Genomic DNA, 22,235 nt, shown 5'->3' with positions numbered 1-22,235 from the left:
CCGTCAGAGGAACGCCGACCGTGGAAAAGGGCCCCGCAAACCTCCTCTCCAACAGAGAAAACTCATGACCAAAACGTTCAGCGCCAAGCCCGCTGACGTGACGCACGAGTGGTTTGTGATTGACGCGACCGACAAGGTCCTCGGACGAGTAGCCAGCGAAGTTGCTCTCCGTTTGCGCGGCAAACACAAGGCCATTTACACGCCTCACGTCGACACCGGTGACTTCATCGTCATCATCAACGCATCGCAACTCCGCGTGACCGGCGCCAAGCCGATCGACAAGGTGTACTACCGTCACTCGGGTTACCCGGGCGGCATCACCGCGACGAACTTCCGCGACATGCAAGCCAAGCACCCGGGCCGCGCCCTGGAAAAGGCCGTCAAGGGCATGCTGCCCAAGGGTCCGCTCGGTTACGCCATGATCAAGAAACTCAAGGTCTACGGTGGCGCAGAGCACCCGCATACCGCCCAACAGCCCAAAGCGCTGGAACTGTAAGGAGCCTTGAGATGATTGGTGAATGGAACAATGGCACCGGCCGTCGCAAATCCAGCGTCGCCCGCGTGTTTCTGAAAAAGGGCACCGGCAAGATCACGGTCAATGGCAAGGACATCCAGGCCTATTTCGGCCGCGAGACCTCCATCATGATCGCGAAGCAGCCGCTGTTTCTGACGAACAACGTCGAAGCCTTCGACATCATGATCAACGTGAACGGCGGCGGCGAGTCCGGCCAGGCCGGCGCGGCGCGCCACGGCATCACCCGTGCGCTGATCGACTACGACGCGACGCTCAAGCCGGTGCTGAGCCAGGCCGGTTTCGTGACGCGCGATGCGCGCGAGGTCGAGCGCAAGAAGGTCGGTCTGCATTCGGCACGTCGCCGCAAGCAGTTCTCCAAGCGCTGATCGGCATTCGCCGGTTGCACGAAAGGCCGCCTTCGGGCGGTTTTTCTTTGGACGGTCGTTCCTGGCATCCGGTCGCGAGAGCCCGCACTGCGATCAGCGGCAAATTCGTGCCTCGGCCTTGCAATCGGCCGATTGCGATAGCATTTCTCCTTGCGTCGAACTCTCGATGCGTCGACGCACCCCCCACCGGAGTTCCATCCCATGAGCGCACTTGCAGAAGATATCCAGACCCAGATGCCCGAGCCGATCCTGTTCACCGACAGCGCGGCCGCCAAGGTGGCCGACCTGATCGCCGAGGAAGGCAACCCGGACCTCAAGCTGCGGGTGTTCGTCCAGGGTGGCGGCTGCTCGGGGTTCCAGTACGGCTTCACGTTCGACGAGATCACGAACGAGGACGACACCATCATGAGCAAGAACGGCGTCTCGTTGCTGATCGACGCCATGAGCTACCAGTATCTCGTGGGCGCCGAGATCGACTACAAGGAAGACCTGCAGGGTGCCCAGTTCGTGATCAAGAACCCGAACGCGACCAGCACCTGCGGCTGCGGATCGAGCTTCTCGGCCTGAAGCGCATGCGGTTCGCGTCCCATCGACGCGGGCGCCGCTCCATCGAAACCGCCTCCGGGCGGTTTTTTCTTGGGCGTTCAGGCCGGGTACAGGGCGCCCAGCACCCGACCGCCTCGCGCCCCGGTGACGCTGGCCAGGTTGCCGTTCTCGCGTCGCACCGTGGCGCGCGCCAGCCAGGCGAAGGCCGCGGCCTCGACCTGCTGCGGCGGTAGTCCGCGCACTGCCGAGGAGATCACGTCGACACCCGGCAGCCGGGCTGACAAGCGTGCCATCAGATTGTCGTTGAAGGCGCCGCCGCCGCAGACGACGAGTTCGCGCGCGGCACCGGCATGGCGCCGCACGTCGTCGGCGCAGGCGGCGGCGCTGAGTTCCGTCAGGGTCGCCTGAACGTCGGCCGGCGCCACCGTCCGGCCCTGGAGCCGCGCGGCGAGCCAGTCCGGGTGGAACAGGTCGCGCCCCGTGCTCTTGGGCGGCGCCTTGATGAAGTAGGGGTCCGACAGCAGATCGGCGAGCAGGTCGGGCAGGACCTCGCCGCTGGCGGCCCAACGGCCCGAGCGGTCGAAGGGCTCGCCGGTGTGGCGTTGGCACCAATGGTCCATCAGCGCGTTGCCGGGACCGCAGTCGAAGCCGAGCACGAGGCCGACTGGATCGGCTCCCGCCCCGGCGTCGACGATGGAAGGTGGCAACACGCTCAGGTTGGAGATGCCGCCGATGTTCAGCACCGCCACCGTGGCATCGGCGCGTCCGAAGACGGCGCGGTGGAACGCCGGCACCAGCGGCGCGCCCTGGCCGCCCGCCGCGACGTCGCGGGTGCGGAAATCGGCGATCACGTCGATGCCGGTCAGTTCGGCGAGCAGGGCGGGATTGTTGAGCTGCAGCGTGTAGCCGATGCCGTCGAACTCGCCGGGCCGGTGGCGCACCGTCTGGCCGTGCGCGCCGACGGCGACGATGTGCGCGTGGGTCGTGCCGGTGCCGTCCGGCGGACGCAGCAACTGCGCGACGACCTCGGCATAGCACCGTGCCAAGGCATTGGCGCCCAGCGCGGCACGGTGGATCTCGTCGCCGCCGGGCGTGTTGAGTGCCAGCAGTTCGGCGCGCAGCGCGGCGGGCAGCTCGGCGCTCGCATGCCGGCGCACGTCGGGGCGGCCGTCGGCGTCGAAGTCGACCAGCACGCCGTCGATGCCGTCGAGCGAGGTGCCCGACATGAGTCCGATGTAGCGATCGCCGCCGGTCATGCGCGTGAGGTCGATCGACGCGCGAGGCGGTCGGGCGTGCCGGGGACGGGCGTCAGTCGGCGCTGGCCTGGACCACCGAGAAGGCCGCGGCGAGTTCCATGCGGGTCGATACCGCCAGCCGCTCGAAGGCCGGCCGGGCCGAGGCGCTCAGGGGCGCGACGCCGGTCTGCTGGGCGAGGGTGGCCGGATCGGCCTGTTCGCCGTTGATGCGGAATTCGAAGTGCAGGTGCGGACCGGTGGCCCAGCCGGTCGAACCGACGGCGCCGATGAACTGGCCCTGGCTCACGCTCTGGCCGACCTTCACGTCCATGCGGCTGAGGTGGGCGTAGGCCGTTTCCTGGTTGTTGCGGTGCTTGATGACGATCAGGTTGCCGTAGCCGCTCTGCGTGCCGGCGAACTCGACCACGCCGTCGCCCACGGTGCGCACGGCCGTGCCGGTGGGCGCGGCGAAGTCGGTGCCCTTGTGCTGGCGCCAGCTGTTGAGGATGGGGTGCAGGCGCATCGCGAAGCCGCTGGAGATGCGCGAGAACTCGACCGGCGAGGCCAGGTAGGCCGCCGCCAGGCTCTTGCCGTCGGGCTGGTAGTAGCCGCCCTTCTGGCCCGGTTCCTGGAACCAGATCGCCTGGTGCGTCCTGCCACCGCTCTCGATCTCGGCGGAAAGCACGCGGCCGGTGCGCAGGGCCTGACCGTCGGCCTCGAAGGTCTCGTAGACGACGGCGAAGCGGTCGCCCTTGCGCAGCGAGCGGAAATCGACCGCGCCGTCGAACACGTCGGCCAGCTGGCTGGCGACGGCGTCGGGGATGCCGGCGTCGTCGGTGGCGGCGAACAGCGTGGTGCGCAGGACACCGCTGGCGAGCTTGCTGGCGGCGACGAGCCGCTCGTTCTCGGTGCGGACGGTGAAGCCGCCGGCCGTCTGCGTCACCACGAGGCGCTTGAAGGCGCCGGTGCCGTCGGGGATCCAGCGCGCGATCAGGCGCTGCAGCGAGTTGTCGCGCGCGGCCTCGGCCGTGACGGTGCGCCCGGAACGGCTGAGCAGCGCGCCGCGCGCCTGCGCGTTGCCGCGCACGAAGGCGGCCGCGGCGGGGTCGGAGATGCCCAGGCGCTTGAACAGGGCCTCGACGGTGTCGCTCGGACGCGTGATCTCGGTGCGGAAGAGCGTGAAGTCGTGCGACTCCAGGGCTTCGGTCTGGGGAGCGGCGGCGAAGGGCTTGACGGCTTCGAGCACCTGACGGACCGGCAGGTCGGCCGGATCGTCGCCCAGCGAGGCCACGGCGAAGGCGCCGCCGCCGGCGCACAGCAACAGGGTGCCGATGGCGGCGGTGATCTGCTTGGGATAGGTTCGGAAGGTCCGGGAAATGCGGGAAGCGATCAGCTCCTCGGCGGCAAGAATGGCATGGATCAACGTCTGAATTCCGTTTGGGTCGGCGGATCCGCGCTGCAGGAACTCGCGAAGCGAGGTGGTAGGACAGTACGGACGGGAGCGCCGCTTAGAATCCGGCGCCTGAGAAAAAGTCGGGGTGAGTATAGCTTCGGCCACCCGGAAACCGTCCCAAACCCCCCATGACCGCCGCTCCTGTTACAGACCAAAATGTGTCCGATCGTGTAGGAATCGCGCTCGAAACCTCCCTGCGGGGCGCCGACGAACTGCTGCCCCAGTCCGAGTGGGTGCGCAAGCTGCAGCGCTCGGAAGCCACCGGAACGCCGTTGCGCATCAAGCTCGGGCTCGACCCGACGGCGCCCGACATCCACATCGGCCACACGGTGGTGCTCAACAAGATGCGCCAGCTGCAGGACCTCGGGCACACCGTGATCTTCCTGATCGGCGACTTCACCACCACCATCGGCGACCCGTCGGGCCGCAACAGCACGCGGCCGCCGCTCACGCGCGAGCAGATCGAGGCCAACGCCCAGACCTACTACCGCCAGGCCAGCCTGGTGCTCGATCCGGCGCGCACCGAGATCCGCTACAACTCCGAGTGGAACGATCCGCTGGGCGCGCGCGGCCTGATCCAGCTGGCGGCCAAGTACACCGTGGCGCGCATGATGGAGCGCGACGACTTCGACAAGCGCTACAAGGGCGGTCAGTCGATCTCGGTGCACGAGTTCCTGTATCCGCTGCTGCAGGGCTACGACTCGGTGGCGCTGAAGTCGGACCTCGAACTCGGCGGCACCGACCAGAAGTTCAACCTGCTCATGGGCCGCCACCTGCAGCAGGAGCACGGCCAGGAGCCGCAGTGCATCCTGACGATGCCGCTGCTCGAGGGCCTGGACGGCGTCGAGAAGATGTCCAAGAGCAAGGGCAACTACATCGGCGTGACCGAGGAGCCCAACGCCATGTTCGCCAAGGTGCTGTCGATCTCCGACGAGTTGATGTGGCGCTGGTACACGCTGCTGAGCTTCCGCTCGCTCGCCGACATCGCCGCGCTGAAGGCCGAGGTCGCCGCCGGGCGCAATCCGAAGGACGCCAAGGTCGCGCTGGCGCGCGAGATCACGGCACGCTTCCACAGCGCCGCCGCCGCCGACGCGGCCGAGCAGGACTTCGTCAACCGCAGCAAGGGCGGCGTGCCCGACGAGATGCCCGAGCTGTCGCTTTCCGGCGCGCCGCTGGGCATCGCGCAGCTGCTCAAGCAGGCCGGCCTGGCGCCGTCGACGTCCGAGGGCAACCGGCTGATCGACGGTGGCGGCGTGCGCGTCGATTCGGCCGTGGTGAGCGACCGCGGCCTGAAGCTCGAGGCCGGCCGCTACGTCGTGCAGGTCGGCAAGCGCAAGTTCGCGCGCGTGACGCTGGCCTGAGCGGCCGGACGACATCGGTCCATCGACACCGCCGATGTCCCTCCTTCCCGAATCCATGAGCCCAAGCCGCCTGCCGCAGCCGCGCACCCTGCTGCGGCTGTCGATCGCGGTGGCGCTGGTGACCATCGTGCTCAAGGGTCTGGCCGGGTACGTGACCAATTCCATGGGCCTCATCTCCGACGCCATGGAGTCCTTCGTCAACCTCGCGAGCGCCACCTTCGCGCTGGGCATGGTGACCATCGCGACCCGGCCGCCGGACGACGACCATCCCTACGGGCACCACAAGGCCGAGTACTTCTCCTCCGGCTTCGAGGGCATCCTGATCCTGGGCGCGTCGGTGGCCATCGGTGTGGTGGCGGTCCTGCGGCTGCTGTCGCCGGAACCGCTGGAGGACCTCGGCTGGGGGCTGGCGCTGTCGATCGTCAGTTCCGGCTTCAACGGCGCACTGGCCTGGATGCTGTTCCGGGCCGGGCGCGAGCACCGCTCGATCGCGCTGGAGGCCGACGCGCGCCACCTCGTGACCGACGTCTGGACCTCGGCCGCCGTGGTCGTGGGCATCGTCGGCGTCCACTTCACCGGCTGGCTCTGGCTCGATCCGGTGCTGGCGATCGGCGTGGCGATCAACATCGCGCGCGAGGGCGTGCACCTGGTGTGGCGCTCGTCGCAGGGCCTGATGGACCGGGCGCTCGACGCCGAGTCGCTGGCCACGCTCGACGCCGTGCTGGCGCGTTTCGCCGCGCAGCCCGGCGGCGTCACCCTGCGCTTCGACGACATCGCGACCCGCAGCGCCGGCCAGCGCCGCTTCGCCGACCTGCACATGCACGTGCCGGGCGACTGGTCGCTGCGGCACGCCGCCGCCCTGCGCGACCGGCTGGAGCAAGCCTTGATGGACGCGCTGCCCGGCCTGCGCGTCACCATCCAGCTGCTGCCGCTGGACATGGAGGCGCGCGCGGTGCTGCTGGCCGAGGGTGAGGGCGCCGCATGAAGGCCGTGCTGCAGCGCGTGCGCGAGGCGCGGGTCGAGATCGACGGCGACGTCGTCGGCCGGATCGGCATCGGCCTGCTGGTGCTGCTGTGCGCCGAGCGCGGGGACACCGACGCCGTCGGCGACCGGCTGCTGGCCAAGCTGCTGAAGCTGCGTGTCTTCGCCGACGAGGCCGGCAGGATGAACCGCAGCGTCCAGGACGTCGGTGGCGGCCTGCTGATCGTGAGCCAGTTCACCCTGGCGGCCGACGTGCGTGGCGGCAACCGGCCGAGCTTCACGCAGGCGGCCGCGCCCGACGAAGGCCGGCGCCTCTACGACCGTTTCGTGGCGCAGGCGCGCACGGCGCATCCGGTGGTCGAGACGGGCGTGTTCGCGGCCGACATGCAGGTGCACCTGGTCAACGACGGACCGGTGACGATCCCGCTGCAGATGACCTGACGCCAGGGGGTCAGGCGGCTTCGGCGCCCGGGTCCTCGTACGGGTCGCGGATGCCGAGGCCGGCCAGGATCCGCGTCTCGCAGGCTTCCATCTCCTCGGCGTCGGCCTCGCCGGTCTCGTGGTCCCAGCCCTGGGCGTGCAGCGCGCCGTGCACCAGCAGGTGCGCGTAGTGCTCGGCCAGCGGCTTGCCCTGCTCGGCGGCCTCCCGCGCGACCACGGGGGCGCACAGCACGAGGTCGGCCATCACCACCGGCTCCTGCGCGTAGTCGAAGGTCAGCACGTTGGTGGCGTAGTCCTTGCCGCGGAACTCGCGGTTCAGGCGCTGGCCCTCCTCGGCGCCGACGATGCGCACCGTGATCTCGCCGTCGACCGCCAGCGCATGGCGGATCCAGCGCGCGACGCGGTGGCGCGGCAGCACGGCGCGGTGCGCCGCGACGTCGTCGAAACGGGCGAACTGCAAGGACAGCGACAGCTGCTGCAAGGGCGCGGCGGCCATGCTCAGGCCGCTCCCGCGCGCTTGCGCACGCCGTCGTAGGCGTCGACGATGCGCGCCACCAGCGGATGGCGCACCACGTCGGCGCTGGTGAATCGGGTGGTGGCGATGCCCTTGACGCGCTTCAGCACGCGCTCGGCGTCGACCAGCCCGGAGAGCTGCGTCTTGGGCAGGTCGATCTGGCTGACGTCGCCCGTCACCACCGCCTTGGCGCCGAAGCCGATGCGGGTGAGGAACATCTTCATCTGCTCGGGCGTGGTGTTCTGCGCCTCGTCGAGGATGACGAAGGCGTTGTTGAGCGTGCGTCCGCGCATGAAGGCCAGCGGCGCGATCTCCAGCGCGTTGCGCTCGAAGGCCTTCTGCACCTTGTCGTAGCCCATGAGGTCGTAGAGCGCGTCGTAGAGCGGGCGCAGGTAAGGGTCGACCTTCTGCGACAGGTCGCCCGGCAGGAAGCCCAGGCGCTCGCCGGCCTCGACCGCCGGGCGCGTGAGCACGATGCGCTGCACCGCGCTGCGTTCCAGCGCGTCGACCGCGCAGGCGACCGCGAGGTAGGTCTTGCCGGTGCCCGCCGGGCCGATGCCGAAGGTGATGTCGTGGGCGGCGATGTTGGCGAGGTAGGCCGCCTGCGTCGGCGTGCGCGCGCGCAGGTCGGCGCGGCGCGTGACCAGCATCGGGCCGTCCTCGCCGTCGGCGCCCATGCCCGAATCGCTGGCCAGGGTGAGCTGCACCACGGCGGCGTCGATCGGCCGGTCGGCGATCTCGTAGAGGGCCTGCAGCACCTCGATGGCCTGGTCGGCGATGGCCTTGGGGCCGTCGACCTTGAACTGCTCGTGGCGGTGCGCGATCGTCACGCCCAATGCGTCCTCGATGCGGCGCAGGTGCTCGTCGAGCGGGCCGCAGAGGTGGCCCAGGCGCGCGTTGTTGAGGGGCTTGAAGGTGTGGCGAACGATCAAAGGATAATTCCGGGCTCGATGAAGGGAACCCATGATAGGCAAATTGACCGGCACGCTGGCCGAGCGCAATCCACCGCAGGTGGTGGTGGACTGCAACGGGGTCGGCTACGAGGTCGACGTGCCGATGAGCACGTTCTACAACCTGCCGCACACCGGCGAGCGCATCTCGCTGCTGACGCATTTCGTGGTGCGCGAGGACGCGCAGATCCTCTACGGCTTCGCCACCCACCAGGAGCGCGCGGCGTTCCGTCACCTCATCAAGATCACCGGCATCGGCCCGCGCATGGCGTTGGGCGTGCTCTCCGGCCTGAGCGTGGGCGAACTGGCGCAGATCGTCACGCTGCAGGACACCGGCCGGCTGGTGAAGCTGCCCGGCATCGGCAAGAAGACGGCCGAGCGCCTGCTGCTCGAGCTCAAGGGCAAGCTCGGCGCCGACCTCGCCCTGCCGGCCCATGCCGACACCGACGCGCAGGCCGACATTCTGCAGGCGCTGGTCGCGCTCGGCTACAGCGACAAGGAGGCCGCCGCCTCGCTCAAGGCGCTGCCCAAGGACGTGGCGGTGGGCGAGGGCATCAAGCTGGCGCTGCGGGCGCTGGCGAAGTAGGGAGGCAGGGCGCGCGCGCCGCCGCTCTTCAGCGCAGGTCCTGCGTCAGCAGCGCCAGCAGGAACATCGCCGCCTGGCACGCCACCGCCGTCGCGTGGCGCTGCATCAGCTGCCGCGCGAGGACGACGCGATCGTCGAGCTGGCGCGGCGCGTTCGCCGCGAAGCGCAGGCCCAGCCGCTCCAGCGCGCCGTCGAGCACGCCGAGCGAGGCGATGCCGCCGCCGGCCAAGCCCTCGAACAGGCCGGCCTCCAGCCGCACGCGCTGGGCCAGGTAGCGCTCCAGCACGCCGATCACCGCGACGGCGCCGAAGCCCATGCACGACAGCAGCGACAGCGAGCGTCCCGTCAGGGCCAGCACCGCGACCGCGATGAGGCCGAGCGCCAGGCCGCACGCGGCCATGGCGCCCGCGGCGCGCAGCAGGTGCGCGGTGGCGGCGCACAGCGCACGGTCCGGTTCGTTCATGGCGTCGGTCTCCTGACGATCGGTGAGGGGGCGGCATTCACTCCCGCCGGATGGCCAGCGAGACCGTGAAGATGCCATGCGCGTCGATGCGCATGGCGATCTTCCTGAAACCGGCCTCCTCGACGAGTTGGTCGATCTCGGCCTGCGTGCGCCGGCGCATGACCCAGGGTTCTCCGTCGTGCTCGCGCCGGCTGACGAGCGCGCGCGCGATCAGTTCGAGCTGCGGGTGCCAGGACTGGTTGGTATAGATGAAATAGCCGCCGTCCTCCACCGCGTCGCCGACGCCGGCGAGCGAGCGCCGCACCATCTCGTTGGCCGGATACAGCTCGTAGAGGCCCGAGGCCACGGCGAGCGTCGGCCGCGGCCGCAGGTTGGCCAGGCCCAGGCGGTCGAACGCGTCGCCAAGCTCGAAGCGGGCGACGTGCGCCAGTTCGCGCGCCTCGATCAGGGCGCGTGCCTCGCGACCGCTCTCCTCGCTGACGTCGCGCAGCAGGACCGAGCTGGTGCGGATCGGGCTGGCCTTCACGGCATCGAGCACGTAGCGGCCGGGGCCCGAGGCGATGTCCAGGATGCGGACGTCCCGGTGGCGCTCGGCCAGCCACTCCATGGCGTCGCGGATCAGTTCCTCGACGTGCTGGCGGCGCGTACGCAGGGCGCGCCAGCCGAGCGCGTCGAGGTAGTGCCGGTCGATGCGGCGTCCGAGGGCGTGCCGGCCCCCGGCCTGGTCGCGGTAGATGTAGTCGAGCATGGCGCCGGAGTCGAAGCCGGTCGCGTGGCCCAGCTTCAGGCCGTGCGAGGACAGCGTGCCGGCCCGGATGCCCAGGCGCATCAGCGACCACCGCAGGTTGCGCGGCGACAGCAGCGGCAGCGGCAGCGCCAGGGCCTGGGACTCGTCGGCCGTGTCGCCGCGCAGGTGAGCCTCGCGCAGGTCGACGTCCGCGGGCGTGGCGTCGATGAGCCGCAGCACGAAGGCGCGCACGGCCTGCACGGCGGTCTCGCGGTCCCGGTCGCCCAGGGCGTCGTGGCGCGCCTCCGGCAGTTCGAGCCGGCTCTTGTGGGCGCTGCCCAGGCGGTCGAAGAACCGATGCTGCGGCCGCGCGTGCGCGATGCGGTCGGCGCCCGAGACCAGCAGCTGCACCGGTCGCACGATGGCGTTGGCGTCGGCCACCACGCGCAGGGCGGCTTCCCGCAGCCCCAGCAGGAAGCGCGCGTCGAGCGGCTGCCGGGCCAGCGGATCGGCATCGTGGTCGGCGCGGCGCCGCGGGTCGCGGGTGAGGGCGCCGCCGCCGGGGCCGTCGATGGTCCGTGTCCCGCGCAGCCGGCTCGTCAGCCGCAGTCCGGCGTGGCGTCGGTTCACGAAGGCCGGCGACACCAGCGTCAGGCCGCGCACCCGGGGCGCGTGGTCGTGCACCCAGGTCGCCGCCAGCACCGCGCCGCCGCCCTCGGCGACGACGTGGAGGACGCGCGCGGGCACGCCGTGGGCGAGCGCGAGGTGGTCGACGAAGGCCTGCAGGTCGCGCACCGCGGTCGCGAAGTCGAGCGCCTCGCCGCGCGCGACGACCGAGCGCCCGTGGCCGCGCGCATCCCAGGCGAAGACGTCGAAGTCGGGCAGGTCGAGCTCGTCGGCCAGGTGCGCCATGCGCTCGCCGTGCTCGTGGGGGCGGTGCAGCAGCATGAGGGCGCCGCGCCGGGGACGGGCGGTGGCGGGCCAGTGGCGGTAGAAGAGCGCGACGCCGTCGTGGGTCAGGAAATGGTGCTCCTGCGGCACGCGGGGCTGGATCATGGGTCTCTGTGATTCAAGGAACGCTCGACGTGCGTCGTCGATGTCGGCAAGGCGGATGCGCGCGCGGGGAGGCGGGTCGTCGACGGCGGCGGCCTCGCGCTCCGGTGCGTTCGGTGCCGGCGGCTCGCCGTGACAAGGGGCGCATTCTGCCAGCGCCTTCCCGGGAAAACCGCACTTGTGCCCGAATCGGGGGCGGGCTACTAAACTGTCCTGCAACCCCCGCGCACCATGACCATCCAGACCGACGATTTCGCCCCGGCCCCGCCTCGCATGGTGTCGGCCGCACCCGCCTCGCCCAACGAGGAGGCCATCGAGCGCGCCCTGCGTCCCAAGCTGCTCGACGAGTACGTGGGCCAGGCCAAGGCGCGCGAGCAGCTCGAGATCTTCATCGGCGCGGCCAAGAAGCGCGCCGAAGCGCTCGACCACGTCCTGCTGTTCGGCCCGCCCGGCCTGGGCAAGACCACGCTCTCGCACATCATCGCCGCCGAGCTGGGCGTGAACCTGCGCCAGACCTCCGGCCCGGTGCTGGAGAAGCCCAAGGACCTGGCGGCGCTGCTGACCAACCTGGAGCGCAACGACGTCCTGTTCATCGACGAGATCCATCGGCTCTCGCCCGTGGTCGAGGAGATCCTCTATCCCGCGCTGGAGGACTACCAGATCGACATCATGATCGGCGAGGGCCCGGCCGCGCGCAGCATCAAGCTGGACCTGCAGCCCTTCACGCTGGTGGGCGCCACCACGCGTGCGGGCATGCTCACCAATCCGCTGCGCGACCGCTTCGGCATCGTCGCGCGGCTGGAGTTCTACACGCCCGAGGAGCTCGCGCTCATCGTCACGCGCAGCGCCCGGCTGCTCGACGTGCCGACCGACGTGGCCGGCGGCTTCGAGATCGCGCGGCGCTCGCGCGGCACGCCGCGCATCGCCAACCGGCTGCTGCGCCGCGTGCGCGACTACGCCCAGGTCAAGGGCGAGGGCCGCATCACCGCGGACATCGCCAACCGCGCGCTGGCCATGCTCGACGTCGACCCCCAGGGCTTCGACCTGATGGACCGCAAGATGCTCGAGGCCATCATCCACCGCTTCGACGGCGGCCCGGTCGGCCTGGACAACGTCGCCGCCAGCATCGGCGAGGAGCCCGGCACCATCGAGGACGTGATCGAGCCCTACCTGATCCAGCAGGGCTATCTGCAGCGCACCCCGCGCGGGCGCATCGCCACGCTGGCCGCCTACCGCCACCTGGGCGTGGCGCCGCCGCAGCGCGCCGAGGGCGGGCTGTTCGGCTGACCGACAAGGTCCCGGACTCCAGACACCGAAGCCAAGGAAGGCCCTGCATGCACACCCATGATCTCTCGCCCTGGCGCCACAGCCACCGGTTCGGCTCGGACGACTCGGCCGGGGAGCGCGGGACGCGCCTCGTGATGTGGATCACGGCGGTGGTCATGGTGGTCGAGATCGGCGCCGGCTGGTGGTTCAACTCGATGGCGCTGCTGGCCGACGGCTGGCACATGAGTTCGCACGCCTTCGCGATCGGCCTGAGCGCCTTCGCCTATGCGGCCATGCGGCGCCATGCGAGCGATCCCCGCTTCGCCTTCGGCACCTGGAAGATCGAGGTGCTGGCGGGCTTCGCGAGCGCCCTGTTCCTGCTCGGCGTCGCGGCGCTGATGGTGGTGGGGTCGGTGGAGCGGCTGTGGTCGCCCGCGCCAATCCACTACCGCGAGGCGATCGCCGTGACGGTGCTGGGCCTGCTGGTGAACCTGTTCTGCGCCTACCTGCTGGGTGGAGCGCACCATGCGCACGACGGGCCGGGGCACGGGCATCCGCACGGCCACGAACATGGCCACCCGCATGCCGACTATCACCACGACCATGGTCACGAGCGAGGCACCGACCTGAACCTCAAGTCCGCCTACCTCCACGTGCTGGCCGACGCCGCCACGTCGGTGCTGGCGATCGTCGCGCTCGTGGGCGGCTGGATCGGGGGGTGGTCCTGGCTCGACCCGGCCATGGGCATCGTCGGCGCCGTGCTGGTCGCGCGCTGGGCCCACGGACTGCTCAAGGAAACCGGCCGCGCGCTGCTCGACCGCGAGATGGACCATCCGGTGGTCGAGGAGATCCGCGAGGGCATCGAACACGGCCTGGCCGATTCGCACACGCGCGTCGCCGACCTGCACGTCTGGCGCGTCGGCCGCAACGCCTATGCATGCGCGCTCACGGTCGTCACGCATTCGCCCACGCTCACGGCCGACGACGTGCGTGCGCGGTTCTCGATGCACGAGGAGATCGTGCATTCGACGGTCGAGGTGCAGCGCTGCGAAGACGTCTGAGGCCGGTCCGAGTTCTCTCTCCCTGTTTGTCTCTCCGTTCATTGCGATCGGCAATGGCGTTTCGGCATTGCCCCCTCGTCACCCGCACGGCGGCAGGAAAGAGCAAAGAGATTCCACCGGCACGATCCTCTCGACGCATTGGACACGTTCCAGGTACGCCATCGCGCAATGCCATTCGAGACGAATTGCGATTCGCGCGCGGCGAAGTCATGAGTCAATAAAAGTTCAGAGTTCGTTTTCGCGTATCTGCCGATACTCCCGCACCGCATTCAGGGCGGTCGATGGCGGAGGCGCGAAACGAAGGGCGGAATCCGTCGGCTTGGAGGCATGCAACGAGATGCCGTCACTCGGATTCGCATTGGAAATCCACGCCATCGGGACTTCATTTCCAGACTCATCCCAACCTTCGAACTCGAATCGACTTCCCATGACGAACAAGATCTCTTTCGTGCTTTCCGTGATTTCCGTCGCGTTGCTGCAAGCTTGCGGCGGCGGTGGCGGAGATTCTGATTCCATGAACGTGTCGTCAACCGGCAGTGCCGGCACGAGCACGTCTTCGACTTCAAGCACGAGCACGAACACCGGCTCGGTGTCGGCGACCTTCAATCGCAGCGCCACGGCACGCTACCACCTGACCAACGCAGGCGGCCAGGTCTTCGGCAGACTCGACGCCAGCGTCCAGGAAACGAACGGTGCCATGACGACGCTCGGATCGAATGTGCTGAGCGGCAGCAAGGTGGTGAAGGAAATCAGTGGCGATGCGACCTACGCACTGGGCCGGTGGACGGCCGGCACCGTCACCAACTCCTCGGGTGCTGCCACGCTGACCGGCGCGGACAACAAGGCCTATCACTACATCGCCTTCAACGTCCCGAGCGCCCTTCCCACCTCGGGCACGCTGACGTGCGACGCGGGTGTGTTCAGCGCACCCACCTATGCCAGCGGTGGCGTCGGAAACGGCGCCTTCGACAGTGGCGCCGCCAGCGGAGCGGTGACATTGACCTTCGGCTCCACCGGTGCGTCCGTGGGCGGAAACATCAACGTGACTGCCGCGGGCAGCAGCGGCTCGATCGCCTTGAAAGCCTCCGGTGTGACGGTGAACGGTTCGTCGATCAGCGGCAACTACCTCAGCAACGGTGCCGGAGCCTACCTCCAGGTCGGCGATGCCGGGGCGGGCGCCTACCTCGTGGTGGGCAGCTACGCGGTCTCGCTCGCCAATGGCGCGCTGTACATCGGCGCGGCCCGGTTCCGCTGCAGCTGACCGAAGAGGCCCGCCGCGCATTCGCGAGGGCGGGCATCGATCGGTCTTCGGTTGCGTGCCAAGACGAAGACCGACGCGAAACGCCGCTCCTGCAGCAGGAGGGGGACATGCAGGATCATGGTCACCCCAGGGCCGAAAGACAAAAAGCCCTGCAAGTCGACGACTTGCAGGGCTTTTATGACTGGTGGCTCTTCACGGATTCGAACCGCGGACCTGTGGATTATGATTCCATCGCTCTAACCGACTGAGCTAAAGAGCCGAGCCCAGGATTATAGCCCGGACTTTTTCGTCTTGACCAGAGCTTTTCGGACGAGGCCTGCCGGCGGCGATTTCGGGTGTCCGCGTCGGAGGCCGTGCGGCAAGTAGTGCGCAAGTCGGTCCTATTTGGTGCCTCGCAATGTCACCACCGCACCAGGCAGGGCGTGCCGATGTAAGAATTCGTGCCTATGTCCACCACCGCCGACACCCTCCTGCCGCCTTTGTCGTCCACGGCGACCGCCGAGCGCTCCGACGAGGCGCTGATGCTCGCCTATGCCACCGAGGGCGACATCGGCGCCTTCGACACGTTGTATGCGCGCCACGAGACGCCGCTCTACCGCTTCGTGCGGCGCCTGCTGGGCGCACAGGCGGCCGAGGGCGACGAGGTGTTCCAGGAAGCCTGGGTGCGCATCGTGGCGGCGCGCTCCGGATTCGCGCAGCAGTCGCTGGCCTGGCGCACCTGGGCCTTCGCCTTCGTCTGCGGCCTGGCGCTCGACCGGCTGGGCGCGAGCGGCCGCCAGGTCCGCTTCTTCCCGCCGCGCGACGACACCGACTTCGATGGCGACGACGAGGACGAACGCCCCGACGACCTGGACGGCGTCCCGCCCGACGTCGCCGGCGGCACGACGACCCGCTATCCGGCGCTCGACGACGCCGCGCTGTGGCGCGCCGCCGGACGCCGCCTGCTCGACGGCCTCAACGGCCTGCCCGCCGAACAGCGTGCCATGCTGCTGCTGCGCCACGACCACGGCTTCACCACGCCGATGCTGGTCGACACGCTCGGACTCCCGATCGATACCGTGCGCAGCGGGCTGCGCCACGGCGCCGGGGTCCTGCACGCCTGCATGGCCGATCCAGACGGCAGCGGCGGCGACCGCACGGAGAAACACGCATGACCGACGACCGCACTTCCGAATCCGACACCGGCACGGCCGACACCGACCCCCGCTTCGATCCCGCGCCGGTGTTCGGCGACGGCCATCCCGCCGTGCATCCCGGCCATCCCGCCCTGCGCCGCGCGCTCGACCACGCGCCCGACCGGGGCAGCGAGCCCGACGACGAACTCCGCCAGGCCATCCGGTCCTTCGCGCACGAGTCGGTCGCGCCCTCGCTGCCTTCCGGCCGCACGGGCCTGCTGGGGCGGCGCGCGGGCGAGGGCGCCACGGGCCTGGAGGCGCGCACCCGGGCCCGGCGCAGCCGCCTGCTGCGCAACCTGATCGTCGCCGCGGTGCTGGTGGTGATCGTGGCGACCGTGACCTGGCATCGCGAGCCGGGTCCGGGGAACGTGCGGCCGGCCGCCACGGCACCCGAGGCGGCGGTGGAACCCGTCGCGCCGACGGCGTCGGCGGCGAGCGCCGCGGCAGCCGTGGCGACGGCGAACGCGCCGGCATCGGCAGCGGCGGGCGCGCCGGCATTGTCCGAAGCCGAGAAGATCCTGTTCGCGCCGCGCGTCACGCTGCCGGAACCCGCGTCGCCCGCGGCATCGGCACCCTCCAGGGCGCCGAAGGTCGCGACACCTTCGATGCCGTCGACAGCGCCGACATCCGCCACGCCGGCGGCGACAACACCGACCCCGACGACGCCACCGGCGGCGCAGCAGCCGAAGACGTCCATGGCCGCGCTGCCTTCCACGCCGGCACCGGTCTCCGGCACGTCGCCCGGCGCCGCGGCCGAACGCGCGAAGGGCGCCGCTGCTTCTGCAGCGGCGACCGCGACGCCGGTGACGCCGCCGGTGTCACCGGCAACCACGCCCGCCGGCCGCGCCGCCGCGTCCTTCGCCGCGCCGGGCGGCACCGGTGCCGCGCCCGCCGGCTCGGCCGCCACGCCGTCCACCGCCGCGAAGCCGGCGGCGGACGCGGCGCCGCCGTCGCCGCCGACCTTCGCGGCCCTGTCGCAATGGACCCAGCTGACGATGACGCGCGCCGACGGCACCACGCGCCGGCGGTCCAAGGCCGACGCGCGCGAGCTCGGCGCGTTGCTGGGATCGGCGGCGCTGGCCGGCGGCGGCGCCGAGCCGATCCGGGGTCGCGTCGACTGGCGCGTCAGCCTGGAGCGCAACGGACAGACGCTCGCCCGCGTGGAACTGGCCGGCAACCAGGTGCGCTGGATCGAGAACAACGCCGCCCCGGGCACCGGCACGCCGCCGGCGGGGTCGCTCGACAGCGTGCGGGAGATGCTGGAGAACGTGTTCGAGGAGCCTGCGTCGGGCGGCGCCTCGAAGCTGGCGCCCCTGGTGCCGGTCGAGGTCCAGAGCCGGTGATCGGTCGACCGGCCCGCGTGCGGGCCGGCCGGTGGGGTCATCCGTGCGTGAACGCAGCCTTGCGCTTGTTGACGAAGGCGTCCATGCCTTCCTTCTGGTCGGCGGTGGCGAAGAGGGCGTGGAACAGCCGGCGTTCGAACATCACGCCGTCGGACAGACCGCTCTCGAAGGCGCGATTGACCGACTCCTTGGCCGCCATCACGGCGATCTGGGAGAAGTCGGTGATGACCAGCGCGGCGCCTAGCGCCTCGTCGGCCAGCTTCTCGTAGGGCACGACACGGCTGACCAGCCCGGCGCGCTCGGCCTCGGCGGCGTCCATCATGCGGCCGGTCAGGGCCATGTCCATGGCCTTGCTCTTGCCCACCGCGCGCGGCAGGCGCTGCGTGCCGCCGGCGCCGGGAATGACGCCCAGCTTGATCTCCGGCTGGCCGAACTTGGCGTTGTCGGCGGCGATGATGAAGTCGCACATCATCGCCAGCTCGCAGCCGCCGCCCAGGGCGAAGCCGCTCACGGCGGCGATCACCGGCTTGCGGATCGAGCGGATGGTTTCCCAGTTGCGGGTGATGTAGTCGCCCTTGTAGGCGTCGACGAAGCTGAACTTGGCCATCGCGCCGATGTCGGCGCCGGCGGCGAAGGCCCGCTCGCTGCCGGTGACGATGATGCAGCCGATGGCGTCGTCGGCGTCGAAGGCCTGCAGCGCGGCGCCCAGTTCGGTCATCAGGGCGTCGTTAAGCGCGTTGAGCGCCTTCGGCCGGTTGAGGGTGACGATGCCGACCTTGCCGGCCTCGGTGCGCACTTCGATGGTGTCGTAGCTCATGGTGTCTCCGTGAGGGTGAAGGGAAAAGGACGCGTGGACGTGAACGGAAGGGCGCTTCGGCCTCAGGTCGGCGGGGCCAGCCAGGCGCCGAGCTTCGTGGCGTCCTGCGCGAACAGCCGCCACGTCGTAACGCCCGTCGGGATCGTCAGCGGCAGGCGCAGCAGCCGCCGGTCGCGCGCGACGAGCGCCGTGACCTTCTTCTGCGCGCCGAGGTAGAGCGCGAGGTCGTCGAGCTTGGTCAGGCGCCAGCCCTGCGCCGGGCGACCCTTGGCGGCGGCGCCCTCGATGCCGATCCATTCGTCGTTGGCGGCGAAGCCGGCGCGCTCGGCCGCGCCGCCGCGCAGCACCACCTTGACCTGCACGCCGCCGTTGGCCTCGGCCACGCGCAGGCCGAGTTCCTGCGCCCGCACGGCCGGATCGTCCAATGTCGCCACGCCGTGGACGCGCAGCAGTTCCGACAGCGGCAGCTCGCCGGTGCCGTGGACCCACCGCGCGAGTTCCTCGGCATAGGAGCGGGCGCCGACCGCTTCGAGCGCACCGGCGATGGCGGCCTCGTCGATCGGGCCGCCGCCGCCGCTGTGCTCCCACAGGTGACGCATGACGTCGTCGAGCGTGCCGTGGCCCTCGCGGCGCAGCGTCAGGTCCAGGCACAGCGCGACGAGCGCACCCTTGGTGTAGTAGCTGACGGTCTGGTTCGGGGTCTGCTCGTCCTGGCGGTAATACTTGACCCAGGCGTCGAAGCTGGCGTCGGCGACCGACTGCACCTGGCGCCCGGGCGTCTGCAGGACCTGGTTGGCGGTCTTGTTGAGCAGCTTCAGGTAGGTGGCGTCGTCGATGCGACCGGCGCGGCGCAGCAGCAGGTCGTCGTAGTAGCTGGTGAAGCCCTCGAAGAACCACAGCAGGCGCGTGTAGTTCTCGCGGTCGTAGTCGTAGCGCGCGAACTCGGCCGGCCGCAGGCGCTTGACGTTCCAGGTGTGGAAGTACTCGTGGCTGATCAGGCCGAGCAGGGTCGTGTAGCCCTCGGGCTGCTTCTTCGCCCCGGCCTGGGGCAGGTCGCGCCGCGTGCAGATCAACGCGGTCGAGTGGCGATGCTCGAGCCCGCCGTAGCCGTCGTCGACGGCGTTGAGCATGAAGACGTAGCGGTCGTGCGGCGGTTTGGGGACACCGCGGTGGCGGCCCTTGCCGACTTCGGCGCCGTGCCAGAAGCGCATCTGGGTCTCGCAGATGGCGCGCGCGTCGTCGATCAGGCGCGCGCCGTCGAAGGAGGGCGGCGCGCCGGCGACGACGAAGCGGTGCGGCACGCCGCAGGCCTCGAAGTCGGCGCTCCAGAAGGCGCCCAGCTCGACCGGGCTGTCGGCAAGCTCGTCGTAGTCGGCGGCGAGGTGATGGCCGAAGCCCTGCGCATCGCAGCGCTGCGGCGCCAGGGCGGTGGCGCAGGACCAGCGCGCCGTGCCGGCGGGCGTCGGCGGCGCGACGATCTCCAGCGCGTGCGGGGCGTCGGTGCGGCCCTCCACGCGCAGGCACAGGCTGGTGCCGTTGAAGAAGCCCCGGTCGGCGTCGAGCCAGGCGGTGCGCACCGAGTGGTCGTAGGCGCAGACCTCGTAGCGCAGCACCAATGGCTTGCCGGGCGTGGCGTCGACGGTCCAGCTGTGCTTGTCGAGCTGCGTCACGGCGGCCGGGCGGCGGCCCTGCATCGCGCGCAGGTCCTGCAGGTTCTTGGCGAACTCGCGCACCAGGTAGCTGCCGGGAATCCACACCGGCAGCGACACGCGCTGCGACGCCGCGGGGTCGTCGATGGTCAGCGTGACGGCGAAGAGGTGGGCGTTGCGGTCCGCGCACTCGACGCGGTAGCGCACGCCCGGCGATGCGGCGGCGGGAACGGCGGCGGCCGTGCGGGCCCGGCTCATCGCCTGGGCGCCGCCGCGGCGGCCGCGGTCAGCTGCTTCTCGACCTGCGCCGAGGGAATCGCGCCGGGCGCGCGCGTGCCGTCGCTGAAGATCAGCGTCGGCGTGCCGGTGATGTTGTGCTTGCGGCCGAACTCGATGTTGCGCTGCAACGCCGTCGCGTCGCAGTTGGCGGCGGCAGCCTCGGGCCGGGTGCCGGCGGTCATCCAGTCGCTCCAGGTCTTGCCCTTGTCCTTGCTACACCAGATGTCGCGCGACTTGGCCGTCGAATCGGGGCCGAGCACCGGGTAGAGGAAGAGGTGCACGGTGACGTTGTCGACGTTCTTCAGGTCGCGCTCGAATTGCTTGCAGTAGCCGCAGTTCGGGTCCTCGAACACCGCCAGCTGGCGCTTGCCGTTGCCGCGCACGATCTTGAAGGCGTCCTTCAGCGGCAGCTTGTCGAAGTCGACCTGGCTGAGCTTGTCGACGCGCTCCTCGGTGAGGTTCTTGCGCGCCTGCACGTCGATCAGGTTGCCCTGCAGCAGGTAGGTGCCCTGCTCGTCGGCGTAGTAGATCTCGGTGTTGTTGATGCGCACCTCGTAGAGGCCGTCGACGGGCGTCTTGCGGACCTCGTCGATCTTGGCGAACTGCGGGATCTGCGCCGCGAGGTTCTTGCGGATCTCGGCCTCGCCGGCATGGGCGGCGAGCAGGCCGCTCGCGCCCAGGGCGGCGACGGCCAGGAGACAGTGGCGGAAGACGGAGCGGAGAGGCGTCATCGGGGGTCCAGTGAGGGAGTCGTGGGACGGATGCGGAGGCAGATCGGAGGAAGGCGGTCGCGAAGGCGCGCGCGAGGCGGGTTCACGCCCCCAGGCCCATGGCCTGGCGCGCGATCCACTGCTTGACCCGCCGCGTGCGGTCGAAGCCGCGCATGCCCCAGTTGCGCAGCGCCGGCAGCGGCTCGGCGCCATGGGAGAAGAGCTGCTGCAGGCCGTCGGTGGCCAGGCTCATCGACAGCACGTCGGTGCGGCGCGAGCGCTCGTAGCGCCGCAGCAGCCGGGCGTCGCCGACGCCGCGCCAGTAGTCGCGCTCGCGAATCGCGCGCGCAAGCATGGCGACGTCCGCCAAGCCCAGGTTGAGGCCCTGGCCGGCCAGCGGATGCACGGTGTGGGCCGCATCGCCGGCCAGCGCCCAGGGCTTGCCGGCGGCGGGATCGGCGGCATCGGCGGCGAAGCGGCCGGTCCAGCGGTCGGCGATGGCGCGCTGCAGCGGCCAGGCGGCGCGCTCGCTCGTCAGCGCGAGTGCACCCAATGCGTCGTGGCTGGCCTTGCGCAGGGCGGCGGCGAATTCGTCGGGGCTCTGCGCCAGCAGGGCCGGGGCGCGGAACTGGTCGACCGACCACACCAGCGCCAGCGCGCGGCTGGCGCCGGCGGCGGTGGCCAGCGGATCGTCGACGCCGTCGCTGCCGGCGTCGCCGGCCGGGGCGGCGCCGGCGCCGTCCGCCGCGCCGAGCGGCAGCAGCGCCAGGACCTCGCCCCGGGGGCCGAACCACTGCCGCGCGATGCCGCCGTGCGGCCGCTGCGCCGTGAGGCGCGCGGCGATGGCGTGCTGCGGGTAGGGCGTGACCTCGTAGCCGACGCCCAGCGCGTCGCGCGTCGCGCTGGCCTTGCCCTCGCACACGACCGTGAGCGCGGCGGCGACGGGCGCGTCCACCACCTCGACCTGTGGCTGGAAGCGCACCGCGTCGGCCAGCCGGTGCTCCAGCGCCGGCACGTCGACGATCCAGGCCAGGGCCTCGACGCCCTGCTGCGCGGCGTCGAAGCGGACCTGGCCGCCGTCGTCGCCGTGGACGCGCATCCCGCCGACCCGCGTGGCATGGGCCGCGTCGGGCCAGGCGCGCAGCGATTCGAGCAGGGCCTTGGAGGCCGCGTTGAGCGCATAGGCGCGCACGTCGTCGTGGGCCCGGCGGTCGGCCGAGGGCGCCGGCGCGACCAGCGCCACGCGCACGCGTTCGCGGGCCAGGAGCAGTGCCAGGGTGCGGCCGACGATGCCGCCGCCACGGATGCAAACCTCGGGGGATGGTGCCATCGGGGCATTGTAGGAGGGGGGTTCCGGCAGGGGACAATCGTTCCCTCCTTGCCCTTCGCGGCGTCTTCCCATTCCCGTCCGAGGCCCTTCCGCGTGACTCCCGCTGCTGCTCCTTCTTCCGCCGCCGCCGATGG

Annotated in this window: 23 protein-coding genes and 1 tRNA gene; 12 read left to right on the top strand and 12 right to left on the bottom strand. The window is 70.6% G+C overall.

The annotated features are described in order from the left end of the window. Positions 1 to 64 precede the first annotated feature (64 nt). From rplM to erpA, 3 genes are all read left to right on the top strand, one after another. Positions 65 to 496 (top strand): 50S ribosomal protein L13, encoded by a 432-nt coding sequence (gene rplM, locus ABID77_RS12685; RefSeq protein WP_429596014.1) that lies wholly within the window; start codon positions 65 to 67, stop codon positions 494 to 496. A gap of 11 nt (positions 497 to 507) precedes the next feature. Next, positions 508 to 900 (top strand): 30S ribosomal protein S9, encoded by a 393-nt coding sequence (rpsI, locus tag ABID77_RS12680; RefSeq protein WP_429596011.1) that lies wholly within the window; start codon positions 508 to 510, stop codon positions 898 to 900. Between the two features lie 201 nt (positions 901 to 1,101). Next, positions 1,102 to 1,467, top strand: a complete 366-nt coding sequence (gene erpA / locus ABID77_RS12675) for an iron-sulfur cluster insertion protein ErpA (protein ID WP_429596008.1) — start codon at positions 1,102 to 1,104, stop codon at positions 1,465 to 1,467. 77 nt (positions 1,468 to 1,544) lie between these two features. Here erpA and ABID77_RS12670 read toward each other — a convergent pair whose 3' ends face one another. After that, positions 1,545 to 2,702 carry an anhydro-N-acetylmuramic acid kinase gene (locus ABID77_RS12670; RefSeq protein ID WP_429596005.1) on the bottom strand — a complete coding sequence of 386 codons (1,158 nt, stop codon included), beginning with the start codon at positions 2,700 to 2,702 and terminating at the stop codon, positions 1,545 to 1,547. A 52-nt stretch (positions 2,703 to 2,754) separates the two neighbouring features. After that, a complete protein-coding gene (locus ABID77_RS12665) occupies positions 2,755 to 4,104 on the bottom strand; it encodes a M23 family metallopeptidase (protein WP_429596002.1) in 1,350 nt (449 codons plus the stop codon). A gap of 158 nt (positions 4,105 to 4,262) precedes the next feature. Here ABID77_RS12665 and tyrS point away from each other — a divergent pair, with 158 nt between their 5' ends. The 3 genes from tyrS to dtd are packed head-to-tail and all read left to right on the top strand — an operon-like array spanning position 4,263 to position 6,917. Next, positions 4,263 to 5,495, top strand: a complete 1,233-nt coding sequence (tyrS, locus tag ABID77_RS12660) for a tyrosine--tRNA ligase (protein WP_429596000.1) — start codon at positions 4,263 to 4,265, stop codon at positions 5,493 to 5,495. A gap of 55 nt (positions 5,496 to 5,550) precedes the next feature. After that, on the top strand, positions 5,551 to 6,480 hold the full coding sequence (locus ABID77_RS12655) for a cation diffusion facilitator family transporter (protein ID WP_429595997.1): 930 nt from the start codon (positions 5,551 to 5,553) through the stop codon (positions 6,478 to 6,480). Beyond that, positions 6,477 to 6,917, top strand: a complete 441-nt coding sequence (gene dtd, locus ABID77_RS12650) for a D-aminoacyl-tRNA deacylase (RefSeq protein ID WP_429595994.1) — start codon at positions 6,477 to 6,479, stop codon at positions 6,915 to 6,917. Before ABID77_RS12655 ends, dtd begins: the two co-directional genes overlap by 4 nt. A gap of 10 nt (positions 6,918 to 6,927) precedes the next feature. Here dtd and ybeY read toward each other — a convergent pair whose 3' ends face one another. Together ybeY and ABID77_RS12640 are read right to left on the bottom strand one after the other, a co-directional pair. Continuing rightward, the gene (gene ybeY / locus ABID77_RS12645; RefSeq protein WP_429595991.1) at positions 6,928 to 7,413 is read right to left on the bottom strand and encodes an rRNA maturation RNase YbeY; all 486 of its coding nucleotides are present in this window, start codon (positions 7,411 to 7,413) and stop codon (positions 6,928 to 6,930) included. 2 nt (positions 7,414 to 7,415) lie between these two features. Next, the gene (locus ABID77_RS12640) at positions 7,416 to 8,363 is read right to left on the bottom strand and encodes a PhoH family protein (protein WP_429595988.1); all 948 of its coding nucleotides are present in this window, start codon (positions 8,361 to 8,363) and stop codon (positions 7,416 to 7,418) included. A 31-nt stretch (positions 8,364 to 8,394) separates the two neighbouring features. Here ABID77_RS12640 and ruvA point away from each other — a divergent pair, with 31 nt between their 5' ends. After that, positions 8,395 to 8,967, top strand: coding sequence for a Holliday junction branch migration protein RuvA (gene ruvA / locus ABID77_RS12635; protein WP_429595986.1), 573 nt, complete (start codon positions 8,395 to 8,397; stop codon positions 8,965 to 8,967). 28 nt (positions 8,968 to 8,995) lie between these two features. Here ruvA and ABID77_RS12630 read toward each other — a convergent pair whose 3' ends face one another. Beyond that, positions 8,996 to 9,430, bottom strand: a complete 435-nt coding sequence (locus ABID77_RS12630; RefSeq protein WP_429595983.1) for a hypothetical protein — start codon at positions 9,428 to 9,430, stop codon at positions 8,996 to 8,998. 37 nt (positions 9,431 to 9,467) lie between these two features. After that, positions 9,468 to 11,213: an alpha/beta fold hydrolase gene (locus tag ABID77_RS12625; RefSeq protein WP_429595980.1), complete on the bottom strand. Its 1,746-nt coding sequence runs from the start codon at positions 11,211 to 11,213 to the stop codon at positions 9,468 to 9,470. A gap of 228 nt (positions 11,214 to 11,441) precedes the next feature. On the opposite strand from ABID77_RS12625, the gene ruvB reads away from it, so the two are divergent. Beyond that, positions 11,442 to 12,497, top strand: a complete 1,056-nt coding sequence (gene ruvB / locus ABID77_RS12620) for a Holliday junction branch migration DNA helicase RuvB (RefSeq protein ID WP_429595977.1) — start codon at positions 11,442 to 11,444, stop codon at positions 12,495 to 12,497. A gap of 47 nt (positions 12,498 to 12,544) precedes the next feature. Further along, positions 12,545 to 13,537, top strand: a complete 993-nt coding sequence (gene dmeF, locus ABID77_RS12615) for a CDF family Co(II)/Ni(II) efflux transporter DmeF (RefSeq protein ID WP_429595974.1) — start codon at positions 12,545 to 12,547, stop codon at positions 13,535 to 13,537. Positions 13,538 to 13,762: 225 nt separating this feature from the next. Here dmeF and ABID77_RS12610 read toward each other — a convergent pair whose 3' ends face one another. Then, a complete protein-coding gene (locus ABID77_RS12610; protein ID WP_429595971.1) occupies positions 13,763 to 14,143 on the bottom strand; it encodes a hypothetical protein in 381 nt (126 codons plus the stop codon). Here ABID77_RS12610 and ABID77_RS12605 point away from each other — a divergent pair. After that, positions 14,127 to 14,798: a hypothetical protein gene (locus ABID77_RS12605; RefSeq protein ID WP_429595968.1), complete on the top strand. Its 672-nt coding sequence runs from the start codon at positions 14,127 to 14,129 to the stop codon at positions 14,796 to 14,798. The genes ABID77_RS12610 and ABID77_RS12605 overlap by 17 nt on opposite strands. A 182-nt stretch (positions 14,799 to 14,980) precedes the next feature. Here the strand turns inward: ABID77_RS12605 and ABID77_RS12600 are convergent. Then, positions 14,981 to 15,057, bottom strand: a tRNA-Met gene (locus ABID77_RS12600). Positions 15,058 to 15,244: 187 nt separating this feature from the next. Here ABID77_RS12600 and ABID77_RS12595 point away from each other — a divergent pair. After that, the gene (locus ABID77_RS12595) at positions 15,245 to 15,952 is read left to right on the top strand and encodes a sigma-70 family RNA polymerase sigma factor (protein WP_429595965.1); all 708 of its coding nucleotides are present in this window, start codon (positions 15,245 to 15,247) and stop codon (positions 15,950 to 15,952) included. Further along, entirely contained in the window at positions 15,949 to 17,316 is a 1,368-nt protein-coding gene (locus ABID77_RS12590) for a hypothetical protein (RefSeq protein ID WP_429595964.1), read from the top strand. Before ABID77_RS12595 ends, ABID77_RS12590 begins: the two co-directional genes overlap by 4 nt. Positions 17,317 to 17,353: 37 nt before the next feature. On the opposite strand, the gene ABID77_RS12585 is transcribed toward ABID77_RS12590, so the two are convergent. The 4 genes from ABID77_RS12585 to ABID77_RS12570 all read right to left on the bottom strand — a co-directional run bounded on the left by ABID77_RS12585 (position 17,354) and on the right by ABID77_RS12570 (position 22,101). Then, positions 17,354 to 18,133: an enoyl-CoA hydratase gene (locus ABID77_RS12585; protein WP_429595962.1), complete on the bottom strand. Its 780-nt coding sequence runs from the start codon at positions 18,131 to 18,133 to the stop codon at positions 17,354 to 17,356. Between the two features lie 62 nt (positions 18,134 to 18,195). Further along, the gene (locus ABID77_RS12580) at positions 18,196 to 20,040 is read right to left on the bottom strand and encodes a M61 family metallopeptidase (protein WP_429595959.1); all 1,845 of its coding nucleotides are present in this window, start codon (positions 20,038 to 20,040) and stop codon (positions 18,196 to 18,198) included. Continuing rightward, positions 20,037 to 20,792: a DsbC family protein gene (locus tag ABID77_RS12575; protein WP_429595956.1), complete on the bottom strand. Its 756-nt coding sequence runs from the start codon at positions 20,790 to 20,792 to the stop codon at positions 20,037 to 20,039. The genes ABID77_RS12580 and ABID77_RS12575 overlap by 4 nt, the downstream gene beginning before the upstream one ends. A gap of 82 nt (positions 20,793 to 20,874) precedes the next feature. Then, the gene (locus ABID77_RS12570; RefSeq protein ID WP_429595953.1) at positions 20,875 to 22,101 is read right to left on the bottom strand and encodes an FAD-dependent monooxygenase; all 1,227 of its coding nucleotides are present in this window, start codon (positions 22,099 to 22,101) and stop codon (positions 20,875 to 20,877) included. Positions 22,102 to 22,235 lie beyond the last annotated feature (134 nt).

Origin of the sequence: Variovorax sp. PvP013 (assembly GCF_050435945.1) — a bacterium.
Taxonomy (GTDB): Bacteria; Pseudomonadota; Gammaproteobacteria; order Burkholderiales; family Burkholderiaceae_C; genus Variovorax.
This window is presented reverse-complemented; position numbering and strand designations above follow the sequence as displayed.